Source organism: Enterococcus camelliae, assembly GCF_042685105.1.
GTDB lineage: Bacteria > Bacillota > Bacilli > Lactobacillales > Enterococcaceae > Enterococcus_G > Enterococcus_G camelliae.
The window spans coordinates 20,870-40,605 of record NZ_JBHUMO010000046.1 but is presented as its reverse complement, the minus strand read 5'-3'; the positions used below and the strand labels follow the sequence as shown (position 1 = coordinate 40,605).

The window sequence follows — 19,736 nt, the reverse complement described above, 5'->3', positions numbered from 1 at the left end:
TCTGAAGTAGCCTTGGCAGTAGATGCGCAAAAAGTGCTTGCTGAAAAAGGGCACGATGTCTCTGTGGTATCAATCCCAAGTTTTGATTTATTCGAAGCACAATCGGATGAGTACAAAGAATCGGTATTACCAAAAGCTGTTAAAAAACGAGTAGCGATTGAGGCGGGTGCTTCATTCGGTTGGCAAAAATATACCAAATGTAAAGGGAAAATTATTTCAATTGATCATTTTGGCGCTTCGGCACCTGGAAATATTGTATTAGAAGAGTTTGGCTTTACAGTTGATAATATTGTTCTCATGTATGAAAAATTTTAATATGTTTCATCCAAAAATTGTATTTTTTCCTAATTAGGAATACTGAGCTTAATATTGTAAAAAAATGATGACAATTCAATGCTGAAATTAGCATCCAGATATTATTATTTTTAAATAAATTAATGGCACTTTTTTTATTAAAATATTTCGACTTCAAGAAGTGAGTTTTTCAGTCTAACTTCTTGAGGTCGATATTTTTATGGCTAGATATAATTGCGAATTTAATCTAGAAAATTGTAGAAGAATATCGTGAATGTTTAGAATATCATCCTCTTAATGTATTATAAATGATGACCCATTGGGTTTTCGAAAAAAAATTTACAGTTACAAATAATTCAGGATAATAATCATTCTCGTATTAATAATTTCTCTACTCTCATTTTTTCACATAGTTTGTACTATATTCTTTATGTATTTTTCCTTTTTTTGTTATGAAAACGAATACAATTTAAATAGATATTTTTGTAAACTATACATGTAAATAAATTGAAGGAGGAAGTAACAATGTTAATGGATAAAGAAAGAAATCAAATCGTTGAGTATGGGAAAAAATTAATAACGAGTGGTCTAACTACGGGAACTGGTGGAAATATTAGCATTTATAATCCGGATTTAGATTTAATGGCAATTAGTCCTAGTGGGATTGATTATTTTCAAACAAAACCTGAAGATGTAGTTGTAACAAAATTGACAGGTGAAATCGTTGATAGTGATAGAAAACCATCAAGTGAATTAGATATGCATAGAATTTATTATATGAGAAGACCAGAAATTCGTTCAGTTGTTCATACTCATTCCCCTTTTTCTACAACTTTGGCTACACTAGGTTGGGACTTGCCAGCGTCTAATTATTATATTGCTATTGGAGGAGGAAATACAATTCGTTGTGCGGAATATGCATCCTTTGGGACATGGAAATTGGCTGAGAATTCATTTAAAGCAATGGAAAATAGATTTGCATGTTTTCTTGCTAATCATGGATTATTGACTTGTTCATATGATTTAAAGAATGCTTTCTCTATTGCAGAAGAAACGGAAAGAATGGCTGAAATTTATTGGCGATGCAAGGCGGTTGGAAATCCAGTAATACTAGACGATGAAGAAGTTGACTTCATGCTAGAAAAATTTAAGACATACGGTCAAAAAAAATAAGGTGGCGGTATCTTTGAATATAGATGATTTGATAATCGAAGATTTAATTTGGACAAATACCCAATTTGTTAATGTGGAAGATTTATTTAATAAAAGTTCAATTTTTTTAAATGAAAAAAAATATGTAGTAAAAGAATATGGATTTGAATTAATAAAAAGAGAAAAAAAATACCCAACAGGTTTACATACTAAAACCATAGATGTTGCTATTCCGCATACAGATGCTCAATTTGTGAAAACACCATTTATATTTGTTATTCGAACCGATGGTGTTTGTGAATTTCAACAAATGGGGTCACTTCCTGATAATGAAGACAAGGTATTTCCAAAATTTATATTTATTTTAGGATTTAATAAAAATGAAATGCAATTGCAATTGCTTAGTACACTAATGAAACTATTCAATGATGAACAATTTATGAATAAAATTTTGGATGCTTCAAAAAAAGACTTATACAAATTGTTAAAAGAAAAAATTAAAGAGGAGACGATATTATGAAAACACTAAAAATTATATCTGTTTGTGGATCGGGAACTGTTACTAGCTCCATGATTGCAAATAAAGTGAAAGATTTATTGGAAGATAATGGGTATAAAGCACAAACTGTAGAAGTAAATCCTGGGGGTGTAGATGGACTTATGAGTTCTGGAAATTACGATATTATTGTACATACAAGTCCTCTTACTGGACAATACAATATTCCAACTATTAATGCTGTTGGTTTCTTAACAGGAATGGCCGAGGATGAATTTATTGATGAATTACTGGAAACTGTAAGAAAAATTTCTAATTAGAAAAGTAGAAAAGGAGGATTATTCTATGTTGAATCTGCTTTCAAAAATTATGGATGCTTTTGGAGCTGCAATTATAGTCCCTGTTTTTATATTCGTTATTGCAATATTTCTGAAAGTTAAACCTAAAAGAGCTTTTCAAGCAGCTTTGAATGCTGGAATTGGGTTAACAGGTTTTAATATGCTGATTGGAGCATATACACCAATTGTTACACCAGTTGTGAATAGGATGGTCAATCATACTGGTGTTAATTTAAGGATTTTAGATACTGGATGGCAAGCAACCAGTGTGGTGGCATATTCAACTCAAGTTGGGATGATTTTTTTAGGACTAGGGTTAATTTTGCAACTTATTTTGTTTTTGCTAAAATTTACAAATGTTTTTATGCCTTCTGATTTATGGAATAATTACTCATTCATGCTTTGGGGATCAATGCTTTATATTGTGACAAAAAACATGTTTTTATCTATTGCTCTTATGATTTTAGCAAATTTATATACTTTACTATTTACTGAAGTAGTTGCAAAAAGATGGAGCACATATTATGGATACCCAGGCACAACAATATCTGCACCACATGATGTTACCCAAGTACCATTTGCTATGGTCGTGGATTGGATTTTGAACAAACTTGGTGCGAACAGAGTTAAGTGGAATCCAGAAAATGTTCAAAAAAAATTAGGGTTTATGGGAGAACCTGTAACACTTGGTTTTATTTTGGGTCTACTTCTTGGTTTAGCAGGAAATTTTATGAGATTGAATAAAATGGCGGCTTGGGGTGAAATTGCAACAGTCGGTATTGCAACGGCAGCAATTATGGCTATTTTCCCTAAGATTGCTGGAATATTCGCTTCAGCTTTTACAAGTATTACAGATGCAACGAAGAAATCGGCAAAATCTTCAGGTAAGGATCGAGAATGGTACTTAGCAATTAATGATGCTGCCGGATACGGCGAACCAGCTACGCTATTGACAGGGTTACTACTTATTCCAATTATTTTAGTATTGGCGATTGTGTTACCAGGCAATGAAACCTTGCCTATGGTTGATTTGATAGCTATTCCTTATATTATTCAACCAATCATTGCCATTTCTAAAGGAAATGTGTTTAAATCATTAATTTCTGGAACAATATTACTTTCATTAAATCTATACGTTATTACCGCAGTTGCTCCAATATTTACTGAAGTAGCGAAAAGCGTAGGTGTATCTATTCCTGCTGGGGCTCTATTGATTGCAAGTTTTGTTGTGTTGGGGAACTATTTCCTTGGAGGATTATTCTTGATATTTTTATCACAAAATCCAATTTTTATTGGTATTTCCGTAATTGTATACCTTATTTTATTAGTGGTAATTAAAAGGTATAAAAACCAAATTGTTGACTATCTAGAAAAAACTGGAGAAATTGAATAGAAAATAAATATTAATTCAAAATACGTCAAAATCAAGTTTAATCTAAATATTTGTAAAAATAATTAAGGATACTTTCAAGATAGTGATAGTCATAAGATTATAAAGGGCAAGTATAAATGACCTATGATTACGTCCATATAATTGTGTAAAAGTGAAGCATCAAAAAAGCCATTGATCTCAGTTAGGAGTACAATGTTTTTTGCAGAAAACATACTCGAATAGGACTGATATCAATGACTCAAGTACATTTTACTTTTGAAAGCGAAGAAATTCAAGCAATTATAAACGAAAGCGGTGCGAATGATACCGCAAAAACACTTATGACTATCATGTTTAATCAGCTGATGGAAGAACAACGAAATCAATATATTCAGGCAAATGCCTATGAACGTTCAGAAGAACGGCAATCACAAAGAAATGGTTACTACGATCGTTCGTTTACAACTCGAATTGGTACGTTAGAACTTCATGTTCCACGAACCAGAGACGGTAAGTTTAGTCCTACTATCTTTGAAAGATATCAGCGAAGCGAAAAAGCTTTGATCGCTACCATGATTGAAATGGTCATTTCTGGTGTCTCCACTCGCAAAGTAACTAAAACAGTTGAACTGCTAACGGATGGTGCGACTGTTTCTAAATCATTCGTTTCAAATCTGATGAAACAGTTGGATCCATTTGTTTTTGAGTGGAGAAACCGGAGCCTAGAAGGCTCGGAATATCCATTTTTCATGTGTGATGCCCTGTATATGAAAGTAAGGGAAAATCATCGTATTGTCTCAAAAGGTGTATATATTGGTATCGGCATTGATTCTGATGGACGACGTACGATTCTTGGTTTTGATGTTCAAGACGGCGAATCGGAAGATAATTGGGATACTGTTTTTCAATCGTTCGTTCAACGAGGTTTGTTCGGTGTAAAACTGGTCATTTCTGATGCACACAAAGGGTTAGTTAAGGCTGTTCGCAAGAACTTTTTAGGTGCGAGCTGGCAAAGATGCCAAGCCCACTTTTTGAGAAATATTTTTGATAAGCTGCCAAAGAAAGTTTCTTCTGATGTAAAAGACGAGTTGAAGAGTATCTTTAAAGCCTCTGAACTTGAATTGACACGTGAAAGAAAAGAGCACTTCTTGGAAAAATATGGTTGTGATTCAAAATTAAGTGCTGCTTGCGACATTTTAGAAAACGGCTTTGAAGATGCTATTCAAATTTTGTCTTTTCCTGAAAATATCCGCCGAAGGATTCGTACAACCAATGTGTTGGAACGGTTGAACGAAGAGATTCGCCGGAGAGAACGAGTGATTCGGATTTTTCCAAATATCAATTCCATCACTCGGATAATTGGAACACTTTTGATGGAAAAAGACACTGAGTGGTTGGCTTCTCCACGAAAATATTTAGAATTTAATTCGAATAACATTTAGCACCATGAACCTGTGCGAGTCTCTTCTTTCTGAGGAGAGACATCAAGAGTCGCTGCGCTACTGCTCCTGACCTCTCTCCTCAGAAAGAAAGGCATGGCAGTTAGGTTCATAACGCAAAACATTGTGCTTTTGATGAGGTTGAACTTTTACACAAGATTGTGGACTTGACTTGACCTATGTAGAAAAAAGTTTTTTTACTTTAATTTGGCAAGTAAAACTAAATTAATAAATAAGGAGATTTTATAAATGAAAATAGTAGTCATTGGTGATGCTTTAGTATCTAGTCGAACTCTTATTGAAGCTGTTCAAGTAATGAATTTAGGGGAAGAAGAAAAAGAGATTATCGCATACGAATGGTATTCAGATTTAACTAAGGACGAATTTCAAGAACACATTCTAGATATTGAAAGAAATGGTCCTGATAACGTCATTATACCTAAAGGAATACTATTAGATTTAAAAGATGCTGATTATCTTTTTTGTCATTATGCGCCGGTATCTTCTGAAATGATTCAAGTAGCACCTAAGTTGAAAATGGTAGGAACTTGTCGCGGTGGTTTGGAAAATGTTAATATAAAAATATTAAGAGAAAAATCAATTCCTCTCATCCATGTTATTAGAAATGCAGACCCCGTTGCAGATTTTACTTTAGGATTAATGTTAGCTGAAACAAGAAACATTGCTAGAGCACATTGTGCGATTAAAAATGGAAAATGGGAGAAGTCATTTTCAAATGACTCATATAAGACAATTTTAACAAATCAAACGGTGGGAGTAGTTGGTGCAGGGTACATTGGAAAGCAACTAATTAAGCGATTAAATGGTCTTAATGTACCTGTATTAGTATTTGATCCATTTGTTAACCAAGACAATTTCCGTAGATTAGGATTAGTGGCATCTTTTGTGGATTCGTTAGAACAATTATTTAAAGAGTCAGATATTGTCTCATTACACATGCGAGTTACCCCAGATACAAAACATATTATTAATAAAGACCTGCTTAATCTCATGAAACCAAGCAGTTATTTGATTAATTCCGCTAGAGCAGATTTAATTGTAGAAAGCGATCTATTGGATATTCTTCAAAGAAAAGGTATAGCTGGAGCTGCACTGGATGTTAATTGGACTGAGCCCCTCATGAGTGATAGTCCGTGGTTGAGCTTAACTAATGTGACTTTAACACCACATATTGCTGGAGATACTATTGATGCAATTCCTAAGTCCCCCTTCCTTTTAAAAGATGTTGTCAATGAATATTTGAAAACCGGCTATAGCGATATGATAATTAAATAAATAGGGTATCAGCTTCTTTAAAAATGTGTAATTTATTATTTAAAGAAGCTGATGTTTTACCTGTTTCTATAATTCTGATAAAAAGAAAAAAGGTGATAGGTTTGGACGGAACAACAGTTGAGGAAATTTTTATGGAGATTGCTTATCATCCTGGAATAACTAAAAAAAGAATACAGGAAAAATATGCCTTAGATGATCGAAAAATTGAATATTATTTAAAAAAAGTGAACGAGTTATTACAAAACCTAAACTATCCGCCATTAACTAGAAGGAAAAATCACTTATGGATGTCATTAAATGAAGAAGAAGTTCTGAATCTAATTTCTGAAATCCGTTATAATAAAACGGACGTGATTAATAAAAATCACAGGTTACTTTTGATTCCTTTAATCATATTCTCTAACAGACATATGACCTTTCAAAAGTTAGCTAACAAGCTAAAAGTTAGCAAAAATACGGCTATTAACGATATAAAAAGTTTAAGAAAAGATGTTGATTTTTTTGAATATTCATTTACTAGAAAAGAAGGGTTTATGATTATTGGGAATGAATATGAGATTCGAACAAATATTATGCGTTATTTGTATAAATTGATGAATTATAATTGGACAAGTGAATTAATGAGTCCCATTGTTGGAATTGAGTTGAATACATTATACGTGTACAAAGAATTTATCGTGAAGCTTGAAAAAGAGTTACAAACTCAATTTTCAAGCTATCAAATTGAGTTGCTTAGTCTGTTTATTTCTTGTCTCTTTAAAAGAATTGATAATGGGTTTTATTTAAAATCAGGAACTAAATATAGCAAAATTCAAATTGAATTAGAAGATGATGAGTCTTTTAAAAAAATGTTGGATGCTATATATAAATTCAAACTCTCACCAAAATTATCGACTGAAGATTATAAGTTTTTGGCTATACAGTTTTTAAGTGCAAATGTAATCAAAAGTGAATGGCATACTAACTCAGCACTAGCAAATATGGTGGAAACGGTTATCGACTTATTTGAAGTAAAGTACATTATTCATTTTTCAAAAGAAGAAAGAATAAGGTTAAAAGACATGCTTTACCAACATATACTTCCTGCAATCTATCGTTTGAAATATGGCACTCCATATGAGGACTACGATATTGAGCGAGTGGTAAAAAAATATAGTGATATTTTTCCAATAGTCAAACAATCACTAAAACCTATAGAAGAGCATTTTCAAATCTTTTTTACTGAGATAGAAACAATTTATGTTGGGCTAATTTTTCAGAGCTTTTTGACAAACATTGATTTATCTATAGAGATAAGAAGACCCAAAGCAATGGTTATATGTGAAAATGGTATCTCAGTATCTAATTTGCTTTATGAATCATTGTCTAAAATGTTTCCAATGATTCATTTTATTGGGAATATTTCTGTACGAGAATTTTATGACAATCCTTTGATTTATAGAGATATAAGTGTGATATTTTCAACTTCTATAATTAATACTTCAAAAACCTTATTTATTATTCCACCTTTATTAAGTGAGACAGATAAAAAAGTGCTTCAAACGAAGGTGCAGAATACATTGTTTGATATTATTTCAGAGAGTGAAGTTAACATAGATGATTTAGTAAAAGTAATGAAAAAAAATGGTGATGTCTATGATGAAGTGTCTTTAAGAAGAGACATACGGCTATTATTAAGTGAAACTATTAAAGAGGAGAAGATCAATATTTTACCAAAGTCGAACTTTAATACGCTACTAACAGAGGAAAGAATAAAATTTACAAGGCGAAAATTCGATTTTGATGAAGCAATACGAGCAGTTTCAGAACCACTTTTATATGATAAGTGCATTACGAAAGATTATACTGAAAAAATTATTCATTCGTATAATGAAGACTATCCTTATTTTGTTATAGCCCCAGGTGTGGCAATACCTCACGCAAGCTTTAATGATGGGGTAAAAAGAATCGGATTAAGTATGCTGATGTTAGAATATCCCGTTCCTTTCTCTAGTCAATTGGAGGTATCATGTATATTAATGGTCGCTCCCATTGACAATCATTCACATAGAAATGCAATTCAAGCATTTTATAATCTTGTTAAAAATACGAAAGAGAGAGAAGAGCTTTTGAGTTTAAAAAATAGTAAAAGTATAAAAAAATTTTTGATGAAAAAAATATAACACATTATCGAATAGGCACATATTAAATCCTTGATATTTTTAGAATTAGATACAGAATTGTTTGAGTTGTTTATTCTAAGAAAGATGTTCATCTATTGCTAAGTCAATCATGCAAATATACAGAAAGGTATTAGGTTTCTTTCAAAAGTATTGGACAGCTAAAAAACGTCACCCAGATTGAAAGAGTATGGATTTCCATTGTAATAGAAACTAGAAAATCAATTATTTCTAGTCTATTACAATGGAATTTTTTTAATAAGGATAGCTCTTGATAATTGATATTCTCTATTATCCGTTTTTCATGTAGTTTTAAATGAATAAATAATCTATTTTTTGTATATTTTATAAATTTGTAAATAACTAATAAATTTAAAATGAAAGCGAAAATAACAGAAGGAAATAAACGGTATGTCAAATCAAACTAATAAAAATAGAAAGCGAATACAATTATTGGATTATAAGTGTTTTCTATATATACTGTTTCAGTGATTAAAAAAAAGATTGCGTAAAATAGTGCAACGATTTGTCTGTTCTTTTTACTATAAAAGGAACTATACTTATACTAGATAAGATAAAAAGAGGGGATAATCATGAGAATTTATTCAATAATCGTTGACCTTTTTTCGGCATCTGATTATTTACCAGTGAGCTATTTTGTGAATAAGTACAAAGTTTCCAAAAGAACCATTCAAAATGATTTATCTTATCTTATAAAAATTTCTTCAAAGAAAGGATTTGAGCTGTACTCTTTTTATGGTAAGGGATATCTATTAGAAATTATTGATGATCGAAAATTTCATTGTTTTTGTGACAAATTGTTAAATGAAGGTCAACTAAATTCCAAAAAACTTTTTGCTGATATTTTGTTCTTGTTATTAGAGCAAACTGGATATATTTCTACTCAAAAGGTTAGTGAATTCATCAATGTAAGTAAAAGCACAGTAGTGAAAGAATTAAAGTCAATAGCAGCTAGTCTGCAAGAATACCAGCTGTTACTCTTAAAAAAAAGTCACTATGGGATAAAAATTAGTGGTGAAGCTACACAATATAAACTTTTCTTATACTCTTTCTTTGAAAAAGAAGACGCAACAATATGCTCTAGAATTGATCAACAACTTTTTTTCTTAAAAGCTGAAAAGACTGTCGTGATGACTTTTTTAAAAGACGAAAATTTGCATCTAAATTATGCTGATTTACAAACGCTTTTTAATTATCTAAAGGTAGAAATTTTCTATCAAAAAAATATTAGTAAAGGAAAATCAACAGATGATTGCCAAATAATAGAGGATAGTCGAATCAGACCGATCATTGAAAAAATTCAAGCTAAGTTGGAATTAGAACAATCGAGATTCCTTATGAATGGGTTGCAACCACTTTTTTTTAAATATATAAAAAACAATCAGTCAGAAAATACGGCTCATCTGAAAGAGGATATTTATTGGAGTCTTCAACAAATCGATAAAGAAAACAGTTTATGTTTGTCTGAGGATAGTGCATTTATTGATCGCTTGTACCAACATACGCTCATGTTGATGATGAGAATGGGAAAACAAATGAGTTACAAAAATCCATTCCTTATCGAATTTTGTATAAAATATCCCAATGCGCTGAATATTGCATTAAAGTTTTCCAATCTTATGAAGCAAAAATATGACTTTTCAGTCACCAATGATGAATTAGCCTTTTTAGCAATTCACTTTTCAGCTTATTTGGAAAAGATGAATATTGAAAAAATTGCATCTTTCGAAAGAGTCGCCATGGTTTGTTCTTCTGGTGGAGGGGCTTCTTATCTGATGTGTGTGCAGATAAAAAAAATTTTTACGCAAGCCGTTGTTCAATCTTTTTCCATCTTTGAAACAGAAGCTATTGATGAATTTAAGCCTGATATTATTTTTACGATTATGCCTCTTTCAAAGAGCTATGCTGTTCCGGTGATTTACATTACTGAATTACTTTCGAATGAAGATTTGTATCGAATTAAAAAAATGTTACTTTTAGGAGATTTTACGGGCAAAGAAATTATTGAAACCCATCAACCATTTAAATTGAGTGAGTTATTTCAGCTTGACTTGTTTCATGTTAAACAAGGAGATAGCTATATCAACGTCATAAAAGACATGGCTACAGAGCTCGTAGCAAAGGGTTACGCCAACCCTGAGTTTGTTGAGAATGTTCTGAATAGAGAAAAATATATGAGTACTGTGTATAACGAAGGGGTAGCGATACCACATCCACTTGAACTATCGGGTAAGAAAAATGCCATTTCATTGACCATTATTGATCCTGTAATGAAAGAAAATGGTAAGGAAATCAAACTAATTTTTATGATTTGCTTAACGAAAGAAAGTGTCAATTATTACAGTGAAATTAGCCAGCTGCTTTTTCAATTAATGAATGATCCTGAAAAATTAGCTGCATTATATTCAGCAAATATTTTAGAAGAAGGACTAAATATACTAAAAACGATAGGGAGGACGGATTTGTGAACAAGCAATTACTACAAAAACTATCCAATGCGGATGCTGTAGCTTCTCAAGAGATGGAAGTTCGAAATATTATTCGAACAGAATTACGTGAGTATGAAAATAGTTTTCAATATGATGGTCTAGGGAGCTTGATTGTAACCAAAAAAAGTGACGTGGAAGATGCTCCAACCATTATGTTTGCTGCCCATATGGATGAGGTTGGTTTTCTAGTACGCAATATTTCTGATATCGGTATGCTTGCGTTGACCCCTATAGGTGGGGTACTGGATAAAAGCAAAGAAAATCAAATGGTTCGCATTACGACAGCGAGTGGAAGGAAGATCGAAGGACTATTAAATGTTTCAAGGGATGCATCGGGGAAAATTCAATCAACCTATGTCGATGTTGGTGTAAATAGCCGAGAAGAAGTCGCGAAATTGGGGATTGATATTGGAGATATGGTCTGCTTTTCATCAAATTTTCGTAACTTGAACGACTCTTCTGTCTTTGCAGGCAAAGCATTGGATGATCGCGTGGGTGTGTATGCATTAATTGTGGCGCTCAAGAAGTTGCAATCTTTGAATCTACCTGTTCATGTGACGATGGCATTCACTAGTTCAGAAGAGGTTGGTACAAGGGGTGGAAAATTGGTTGCTGATCTTATTCATCCGGATCTATTTTTTGCAGTTGATGTAGCCAATCATCCTGAGCTCATTCGGGATTATACCAATCAACGTTTGATTGGCAAAGGTCCAATGCTCGTTCACTATGATAAAACAATGGTTCCCAATAAGAAGCTAATCCATTGGTTAAAACAAATTTTTGAAGAAAATAATTTTTCTTATCAAAAGGATATGTTTGGTGGTGGGGGGACAGATGCTGGATTCGCTCATTTAACAAATGGGGGAATACTAGCTGCCGTTCTGGGTATTCCGTTACGCTATTGCCATAGTCCCTATTCATTTGTTCAAGAGGATGACTTAGCAGAAGTAGTAAAGATGATTGTTGCAATAGCGAAAAATGCTTCTGAGGAACAAATTGCTACCATAAAAACTTTTTAAAGGAGAGCCAAATGGAAAAAGAAATCATGGAATTAATTTCAGCTGCAGGTGATAGTCGTGCGAAAGCTTTTGAAGCATTAAAACAGGTACGTCTAAAAAATTACGAGGAGGCCAAAAAATTAATTGAAGAGTCCCGCGCATCTGATCTTGGAGCACATAATATTCAAACCCAATTAATTCAACAAGAATTAAATGGTGAAAACAAAGTCGAAATGAATTTGCTAATGGTGCATGCCCAGGATCATTATATGACTTCACAGTTAGTTAGAGATTTAATTGAAGAATTAATTAAAGTATTTGAAGAAAGAGATGGAGGAAACGACGAATGAATATTATTTTATGCTGTGCTGGAGGATTTTCAACCACAATGTTAATGAATAGCATTCAAGATACGATTAAAAAGAGTGCAAAGTTAAATATTGATAATTTTCAGTTTAAAGCTATTCCAGTGGATCAGTTACCAAATGAGATTGATACTTGTGATGCAATTATTGTTGGGCCGCAAATAGCTCATAAAGTAGATTATATTAAATCTGTTATTGATAATCGCCCGATAGCTTATGTAGTAGTTGATAAAGAAACTTATGGAGCAATGGATGGCGCCACGGTATTTAAACAAGTTTTAATTGCGAAAAGAAAACTAGAAATGGGAAAATGATAAAGGAGGATTCAATGAATGTTTGATAAATTTGAATCATTTATGAACAAATATTTGACACCAATTGCAAATAAAATGGACAAACAAATTCATCTTAGTGCAATCAAAAAATCAATGGTAGCTATGACCCCCTTATTGATAATCGGTAGTTTCTGTTTAATTCCTGATGCATTGCCAAATATGATTGGAAAAGACAACTTCTTATCTATTTGGATTACGAAGTATTCTAGTGTGATTACAATCCCATATACGGTCGGTATGGGAATGATGAGTTTGTATGTAACGGTTATTATTGCTTACCATCTTGCTGTTTCAAAGAAATTTGATGTGCCAGGTTGTATTACCATGGGTCTTATCGGATTTTTATTGCTAGCAGTCGATTTTAATGATGACGGCGCCCTGCTTACAACATATTTTGGTACCAAAGGATTATTTGTTTCGATGTTTGGTTCAATTTTAGCAGTTGAACTGTATGGATGGTGTAAAAAGAGAAAATTCACTATAAAAATGCCGGAAACTGTACCTGATTTTGTTTCTAGTTCCTTTGAAATGATTCCTATTTCAATCATTGTTGTAGGTGCATTTGTCGCTATTCGGGTCATTTGTACGGATGTTTTTGGAGTGCTTCCTCCGATGATCTTTACGCAAATTTTATCTCCATTGGTTGGTTCCATGGATAATCCATTTGCTTATATGTTCTTGAAGTTTTTACAGACGATGTTGTTTTTCTTTGGTATTCATCCAAGTGTATTAAGTCCTGTAACCAGTCCAATATCTACTCAATTTTTGGCTGAAAATATTGAAAACTTTAAAGCTGGTCTACCTGTTACTCACTTTTTCACGGGCGGTATGGACTCAGCGTTTGGTAATTTCACAGGGACGGGAATCACATTCGGGTTAGTATTTTGGTGTATGTTTTCAAAAGCAGTTGCGCAAAGAAAAATTGGTCGCATTGCATTGATTCCTGCATTGTTTGGTATCAATGAACCAATTTTATTTGGTGCACCAATTGTCTTAAATCCATTGTTCTTCATCCCATTTGTAATTGGAGGACCAATTTTAGGCTCTTTAGGTGGTTGGGCTATGAGTTTGGATTTATTGAACAAGTCAGTTTTTACACCACCTTATGTTGGAGTATTCTTAGAAGGTTATCTAGCAACATTCGATTGGCGATCAATTATTGTCAATGCGATTCAATTGGTTGGCTCCATTATCCTATGGTATCCGTTCTTTAAAATCTATGAAAAAAGAGAGTTAATGAAAGAAAAAGAAGTTAAAACGGTATTTACTGATGATGAACAAGCCATCCTTGATGATTTAGGTTTGGATTTTTGATTCCATCATTATAGGATGAACGAGTCACTTAAAACATAGCTAAGTATGAAGAGGGGGAGGAACAGTGCAAACTGTGCTCACCCTCTTTTAGGAGAGATGAAAGCATGAATGACAAAATAGAAAAAATCCAGACTCAATTAAAAAAAGATGGAAAAGACGGCCTATTAATTGAAACAAAAGCAATGAAAAAATATCTTCAAACGCTAACTGGATCGGGATGTAAATTATTTGTGACTCAAACAGAGGTCTTTTTATTAGTAGATGGTCGCTATTATGAGCAAGCAAAGCAAAAAAAAGATAACATGCTAGTTGTTTTAGTCAATCGAGAAGCAATTTACCCCAATGCTTATGAATGGATAATCGACTTTATGAAGTCGCATAAAATGAGTGAGTTAGCTATTGAAAGTTCCATTGATCTCAAGACGTTTTTGTATTTAAAGCAGCAAGTCAAAATATCTTTTTATGATGATTTATTGCTTTATCTACGGTCAAAAAAAGATGCGCATGAAATTCAAAAAATCGAATCGGCTATTCATTTGTCTGAACAAATTTATTATCAAGTTATTAGTGAAATAAAGGTTGGTATGACTGACTATGAAATTTCTGCGAAGTTACAATATTACGCCATCTCAGCTGGAGCAGCAGGTATGTCTTTTGATACCATTATTGGGATAGGGGAAAAAAGTGCTTATCCTCATGTGCGACCAAGTGGTAGTTATGTTCAAAAAAATGAGCCAATTATGATTGATTTTGGCATTATTTATGATGATTATCAATCAGATATGACGAGGATTGTCTGTGTTGGAGAACCAAAGAAGCAAATTCGAGAAATTCACCAAGTTGTTGTACAGGCTAATGAAGCTGGTATAGCAAGTATGAAGGCTGGTGTTTTAGCCAAGGAGGCGGATTTAGCAGCTAGAAAAGTGATTGAAGAAGCGGGATATGGACCATATTTTACTCATGGTTTAGGGCATGGAATTGGCTTAGATAATTCAAATGAACTGCCTAAAATCAACCAGGTATGCGAGATGGCATTAGAAGATGGAATGGTTATGAGTTGTGAGCCTGGTATCTATATCCCGTCAGTTGGTGGAATTCGAATAGAGGATGTTGTGTTGATTGACCACGGTAAACCGAGAATATTAACTTCTGTGGATAAAGAAATCAAAATTTTGGAGGAAAAGTGATGCACAATTTCGACGAAATAGTAAACAGAAAGCATACGTATTCTACGCAATGGGATTATATTGCTGACCGTTTTGGGAAAAGTGATTTACTTCCATTTTCCATTTCAGATACAGATTTTAAAATGCCTGCTGAAGTCCAAATCGCAATTGCCAAGTTTAATGAACTAGGAATTTATGGTTATACACGCTGGAATCATGATCAATTTAAAAGTGCTATTGCTAACCATTACTTGCACCGCTTTGGGATAACGGTTGATCAAGAGACAATTATTTATAGTCCATCTGTGATGTACAGTGTTTCTATTTTATTACGGGAGTTGGCTTTGAAAAAAAAAGCAATATTAACATTTACACCGATGTATGATTCATTCTTTCAAGTTATCGAAGAGAACAGTTTGAAACTAGTCCAAACAGAATTAGTAAATGATGGAACAGGTACTTTTGAAATTGATTTTCAAGATTTTGAAAAAAAAGTTAAGGAAGTAGACGTATTTTTACTTTGTTCTCCTCATAATCCGACTGGCAGGTTATGGACGAATGAAGAATTGAGTCGAATCGTTCATTTATGTAAAAAAGAAAATGTGGCGATTGTTTCAGATGAGATACATATGGACATTAATTTGACGAAAAGAAAGCATATCCCGATTTTGGCCTTTCTTCCTGAGTATAAAAATATGTATTTGGTTACTAGTGCAAGTAAAACGTTTAATACACCAGGATTGGGAGGATCATATGGGTTTATTCCTAATCAAATAATTCGAGAACGGTTTTTGACGGTGCAAAAAAAGCGAGATTTTCTAAACTCCGCTAGCACACTGGGTATCATTGCCACAATGGCTGCTTACAACGAATGTGAAAAATATATTGACGAAATGTGTCAATATGTTCGTTTGAATTTGATTACTGTTGAACAGTTTATTAAAGAACATATTCCTGAAATTGAGTACCATCTGTCAGATGCAACCTATCTAGCATGGATTGACTGCCGTCGAATGAGCTATACAATGGATGAGTTGCAAGATGCATTAATTAATGTGGGAAAAGTTGGAATCATGGATGGAAAAATCTATGGAGGCAATCGGTATTTAAGAATGAATTGCGGTTGTCCGCTTGAAAAAGTCAAACAAGGATTACAAGGAATGGACAAAGCTTTTGAGTATCTTCGAATGAAAAAGGAGACGAATGTGTGATAGTAAAATGGCTAGATTGTAAATTACCTATAGGTGCGAGAAGTTCTGTAAAAGTAGAGCGAAGAGTATTTGCTGTAGCTATTGATTTTTTCATTTGTGGAGTCCTCAGTGCATTGCCAGCAACATTGATCTTTCAATATATTTCGGGTGAAAAAATTTTTTTGACAGATATGTACTTTGTTGAGGCATCTGGTTATGGCTTGCCTTTAGCCATCTTTTTTTGCTGTTTGTCCATTATAGTCGGGTTTCTTTATTACGTTATCATACCGTGGAAAATTTTTTTAGGACAAACGATAGGAAAGAAAATAATGAGATTACACATAGTTACTTGGTCGGATGGTCAACCTAGTTTTTTAGCATATGTGCAAAGACAATGTATTTGCTTATTTTTCGTAGAAGGGTCAGCCACCGCAATTTCTATGTATGTTAAACAGTTAGTGACTTTAGTCAGTCGTTTCTATGTTGATAGAATATTTTCGATTTTTTGGTTTGTTTTGACATGCGCATCGATTTTAAGTGTTATCGGAACGAAACGTGCGCTTGCTTTACATGATTATTTGGTCAAGACAAAGGTGGAGTGAGGGATTGAAGACTACTGAATAATTATGTGTTTTTACAGATTTATATAAAAAAATGAGAGCGCAGATGTGAAGTGACTCCCCAAAATTAGATTTTTAGGTTAATTTTTGGGGAGTCACTTCACTGTTTTTCTAGCTATTTTTTAGCAAGTATACTTTTGCTTCTTAATCATGACAATCATTTGTTTAAAAGTAAGCGCCCAATAGAATATTACCTGTACGCCAAATAGCCCAACCCCTATACTGGGAGCTGGGAAGTTTGGCATTTTTATTCTCCGCAAATTCTTTGAACATTCTCTTGCCAAGGCAGTAGAGAATCAATGGCTTCATTCGAAAACACCGGGAGGTTAGGAATTTTTTCGAATAAAAATTCTAGATATTTCATTGGCTGAAGCCCATTTAGTTCGGAGGTTTTGTAAACGCTGAGAATGATCCCTGATGTTCGCACACCTTCTAAACTTGTAGAATGCAACCAATTTTTACGCCCAATTACCAGCTCCTTAATATTTCGCTCCGCACGATTATTGGTAAGCTCCAAGCGTCCATCTTCAAAGATATACAAAAAGCCACTACGAATCTTATGTGCATACTGAACAGCTTTATCCAATTTTGATTTGGGAACAGGGGTCAGTTCATCTAACCAACTATAAAAATTGTCTACTAGCGGACGTAATTCCTCTTGTCTTTTAACTAAGCGTTCTTGATGAGATATCTTTTCCCATTTTTTCTCCAAGGCGAACCATTTTTTGAACTGATTTACCGCTTTTACTGCAGGCATTTCGCTAGTTTTCGCTCCTTTTGGGATAGCTTCCAGGAACTTACGTCGAGCATGGGCGAAGCAGTAGACGAGTTTCGTTTGCGTTAAGGCGTTGTATCCAGTGTAGCCATCACAGTGGAGATAACCAGTAAAGTCTTTCAAGAAGTCTTTTGGTACTTCTCCAGAACGACTTTCGTCGTGATGATAGTAGACTATGGGATGGAGACTTTCTTTTCCTGTACAAAATTGCCAGTAATAGGTATCACTCTTGGCGCTTTCAATTACTCGATACGTTGTTTCGTCGCCATGAAGGATGTCTTCTTGATTTAAATAGACTTGAAATCTTTTCGCAACCATATCCAGCGCATTGTGCACCGCTTTAATGTGCCAGTTACTAATATTATCACGCGAAATAGCTAAGCCTAAATCTTTTTGCCAATAATTTTCTTGGCGATAAGCAGGAATTTTTTGTCCAAATTTCATACGAATCGTTTCAGCAACGACACTATTGGAACCCAGACTATTAGAAATTAAAGGTTTGGGGACTGACGCTTTTTTAAAAGAAGAACGTCCCATTTTTTCACAAGCTTTACTACAATACGTGTGTTGATAATGAACAAGGCAATCGAGTATGGCAGGGTGAAAACGAACTTCTTCCCGGACTTTCGTCCGGCCAATATCTTTCATCTGTTGTCCACAATGCGTACAAGCTTGTTCTTCTATGGTTAACACATGATCTTCTTCAACCGTAGGTAACTGACTAATTTTGCTTGCTTTTGTTCCAACGATGCGCCGGTGACCTTGGACAACAATACTCCGTTGTTCCTCATCCTCAATTGAAGGTTTGGGAACAGTTTCTTCTTCAAACAAGTTAAGCTGGCCATTTGTTTCTTCATCGAACGTTTCTTTGGAACGGCCAAACAGCTTACGGGTTAAATAATTCAGTTTTTCGTTAAGCAACTGAATCTCTGTGGTTAAATTTTGAATCGTTTGCTGTTGAAATTCATTAAGTTGTTGTTGCTTTTGATTTCTTTCATTTGCACTTTGTAATAGCTGGAGAAGAAGTTGCTGATCTAGTTGAAGTGCATTCTTTTTTTGACTAGTCATTTTCAACAATCCTCCCTCATGAAAAGTTCGCTTTATCTTACCATATTCAGAGTATGCAGAATAGAGGAAGAACACTTTTTTGTTCTTCCCTCTGTTTTTAAAAAGTTCCTTTGGAACCTGATAAGATGGCTTTGGGTTGATCAATGCTCAATCTCTCTAATAGCCAGCGTACTTGTTGAGCAGTTAAACTTCTGACTTCCTCTTTTTTTCGAGGCCACTTGAGCGTACCGTTTTCAAGGCGCTTGTAGCACAACAAGAACCCATCACCATCCCAATAAAGAATTTTAAAGCGATCACTGCGTTGCCCACAAAACAGGAAAGCTGCGTCCTGATAAATATCTAAATCATATGTGTGTTGAATTAGGCTGGCTAACCCATCAATTCCTTTTCGTAAATCCGTTTTACCACAGACAATGAAAACATGATGGACAGTTTGAAAGTTAAGAAGCACCTGACAAACCTTCTTTCAATACGGCTTGCAGAATATAATTGTTCACTCCATTATAAATGAATACCTCAGAGCCGTTTTTTTGTTTCAAACGGACAGCAAGTTTATTCGTAGGGTTACCTACAATTTGTTTTGCAGATATCTCTTTCGGAATTTGGATAGGGACAATATCTTGATGATTCATAAAAGACCTCCAGATTTCTTGATGGCTCAAGTATATCGGAAGGCCTTCTTTAAGGTAAGGTACTATTCTATTGGGCGCTTACGTTTAAAAGCTATTTAAGAACTATAAACCAATCCATCAACTAGTAATAAAAAAGGATACATTGAGGGTAGTGATAATAAGCCATCAAGGTGGAATAGCCAAAAAGAATAGCAATAAATATTGCAAACGCTTTACC

The 19,736-nt window shown here is 33.8% G+C and carries 19 protein-coding genes; 16 read left to right on the top strand and 3 right to left on the bottom strand.

Annotation, left to right across the window (positions count from 1 at the left end; genetic code table 11):
* From ACFSR0_RS08230 to ACFSR0_RS08155, 16 genes are all read left to right on the top strand, one after another.
* Nucleotides 1–315, top strand: a 315-nt coding sequence (locus ACFSR0_RS08230; protein WP_379981744.1) for a transketolase-like TK C-terminal-containing protein, incomplete at its 5' end; no start/stop codon positions are given.
* 504 nt (nt 316–819) lie between these two features.
* Nucleotides 820–1,467, top strand: a complete 648-nt coding sequence (locus ACFSR0_RS08225; RefSeq protein WP_379981742.1) for an L-fuculose-phosphate aldolase — start codon at nt 820–822, stop codon at nt 1,465–1,467.
* Between the two features lie 13 nt (nt 1,468–1,480).
* Complete coding sequence (locus ACFSR0_RS08220) at nt 1,481–1,966, top strand: PTS sugar transporter subunit IIA (protein ID WP_379981740.1); 486 nt, start codon at nt 1,481–1,483, stop codon at nt 1,964–1,966.
* Complete coding sequence (locus tag ACFSR0_RS08215) at nt 1,963–2,262, top strand: PTS sugar transporter subunit IIB (RefSeq protein ID WP_379981738.1); 300 nt, start codon at nt 1,963–1,965, stop codon at nt 2,260–2,262. Before ACFSR0_RS08220 ends, ACFSR0_RS08215 begins: the two co-directional genes overlap by 4 nt.
* 25 nt (nt 2,263–2,287) lie before the next feature.
* Nucleotides 2,288–3,673, top strand: coding sequence for a PTS galactitol transporter subunit IIC (locus ACFSR0_RS08210; RefSeq protein WP_379981736.1), 1,386 nt, complete (start codon nt 2,288–2,290; stop codon nt 3,671–3,673).
* Between the two features lie 233 nt (nt 3,674–3,906).
* The gene (locus ACFSR0_RS08205) at nt 3,907–5,094 is read left to right on the top strand and encodes an IS256-like element IS16 family transposase (RefSeq protein WP_379981734.1); all 1,188 of its coding nucleotides are present in this window, start codon (nt 3,907–3,909) and stop codon (nt 5,092–5,094) included.
* Nucleotides 5,095–5,340: 246 nt separating this feature from the next.
* On the top strand, nt 5,341–6,387 hold the full coding sequence (locus ACFSR0_RS08200) for a 2-hydroxyacid dehydrogenase (RefSeq protein WP_379981732.1): 1,047 nt from the start codon (nt 5,341–5,343) through the stop codon (nt 6,385–6,387).
* Nucleotides 6,388–6,488: 101 nt separating this feature from the next.
* Nucleotides 6,489–8,549 (top strand): BglG family transcription antiterminator, encoded by a 2,061-nt coding sequence (locus ACFSR0_RS08195; protein WP_379981730.1) that lies wholly within the window; start codon nt 6,489–6,491, stop codon nt 8,547–8,549.
* A 590-nt stretch (nt 8,550–9,139) separates the two neighbouring features.
* The gene (locus ACFSR0_RS08190; RefSeq protein WP_379981728.1) at nt 9,140–11,035 is read left to right on the top strand and encodes a BglG family transcription antiterminator; all 1,896 of its coding nucleotides are present in this window, start codon (nt 9,140–9,142) and stop codon (nt 11,033–11,035) included.
* The gene (gene ypdE, locus ACFSR0_RS08185; RefSeq protein ID WP_379981726.1) at nt 11,032–12,075 is read left to right on the top strand and encodes an aminopeptidase; all 1,044 of its coding nucleotides are present in this window, start codon (nt 11,032–11,034) and stop codon (nt 12,073–12,075) included. The genes ACFSR0_RS08190 and ypdE overlap by 4 nt, the downstream gene beginning before the upstream one ends.
* A gap of 11 nt (nt 12,076–12,086) precedes the next feature.
* Nucleotides 12,087–12,404 (top strand): PTS lactose/cellobiose transporter subunit IIA, encoded by a 318-nt coding sequence (locus tag ACFSR0_RS08180; protein ID WP_379981724.1) that lies wholly within the window; start codon nt 12,087–12,089, stop codon nt 12,402–12,404.
* Nucleotides 12,401–12,733 carry a PTS sugar transporter subunit IIB gene (locus ACFSR0_RS08175; protein WP_379981722.1) on the top strand — a complete coding sequence of 111 codons (333 nt, stop codon included), beginning with the start codon at nt 12,401–12,403 and terminating at the stop codon, nt 12,731–12,733. Before ACFSR0_RS08180 ends, ACFSR0_RS08175 begins: the two co-directional genes overlap by 4 nt.
* A gap of 18 nt (nt 12,734–12,751) precedes the next feature.
* Nucleotides 12,752–14,068: a PTS sugar transporter subunit IIC gene (locus tag ACFSR0_RS08170; protein ID WP_379981720.1), complete on the top strand. Its 1,317-nt coding sequence runs from the start codon at nt 12,752–12,754 to the stop codon at nt 14,066–14,068.
* A gap of 104 nt (nt 14,069–14,172) precedes the next feature.
* Nucleotides 14,173–15,255, top strand: coding sequence for a M24 family metallopeptidase (locus ACFSR0_RS08165; protein WP_379981718.1), 1,083 nt, complete (start codon nt 14,173–14,175; stop codon nt 15,253–15,255).
* Nucleotides 15,255–16,445: a MalY/PatB family protein gene (locus ACFSR0_RS08160; protein WP_379981716.1), complete on the top strand. Its 1,191-nt coding sequence runs from the start codon at nt 15,255–15,257 to the stop codon at nt 16,443–16,445. The genes ACFSR0_RS08165 and ACFSR0_RS08160 overlap by 1 nt, the downstream gene beginning before the upstream one ends.
* Nucleotides 16,442–17,026: an RDD family protein gene (locus tag ACFSR0_RS08155; RefSeq protein ID WP_379981714.1), complete on the top strand. Its 585-nt coding sequence runs from the start codon at nt 16,442–16,444 to the stop codon at nt 17,024–17,026. Before ACFSR0_RS08160 ends, ACFSR0_RS08155 begins: the two co-directional genes overlap by 4 nt.
* Nucleotides 17,027–17,291: 265 nt before the next feature.
* Here ACFSR0_RS08155 and tnpC read toward each other — a convergent pair whose 3' ends face one another.
* From tnpC to ACFSR0_RS08140, 3 genes are all read right to left on the bottom strand, one after another.
* Entirely contained in the window at nt 17,292–18,887 is a 1,596-nt protein-coding gene (tnpC, locus tag ACFSR0_RS08150; RefSeq protein ID WP_379981712.1) for an IS66 family transposase, read from the bottom strand.
* 97 nt (nt 18,888–18,984) lie between these two features.
* The gene (tnpB, locus tag ACFSR0_RS08145) at nt 18,985–19,338 is read right to left on the bottom strand and encodes an IS66 family insertion sequence element accessory protein TnpB (protein WP_379981710.1); all 354 of its coding nucleotides are present in this window, start codon (nt 19,336–19,338) and stop codon (nt 18,985–18,987) included.
* On the bottom strand, nt 19,328–19,519 hold the full coding sequence (locus tag ACFSR0_RS08140) for a hypothetical protein (protein WP_251885800.1): 192 nt from the start codon (nt 19,517–19,519) through the stop codon (nt 19,328–19,330). Before ACFSR0_RS08140 ends, tnpB begins: the two co-directional genes overlap by 11 nt.
* Between the last annotated feature and the right edge of the window lie 217 nt (nt 19,520–19,736).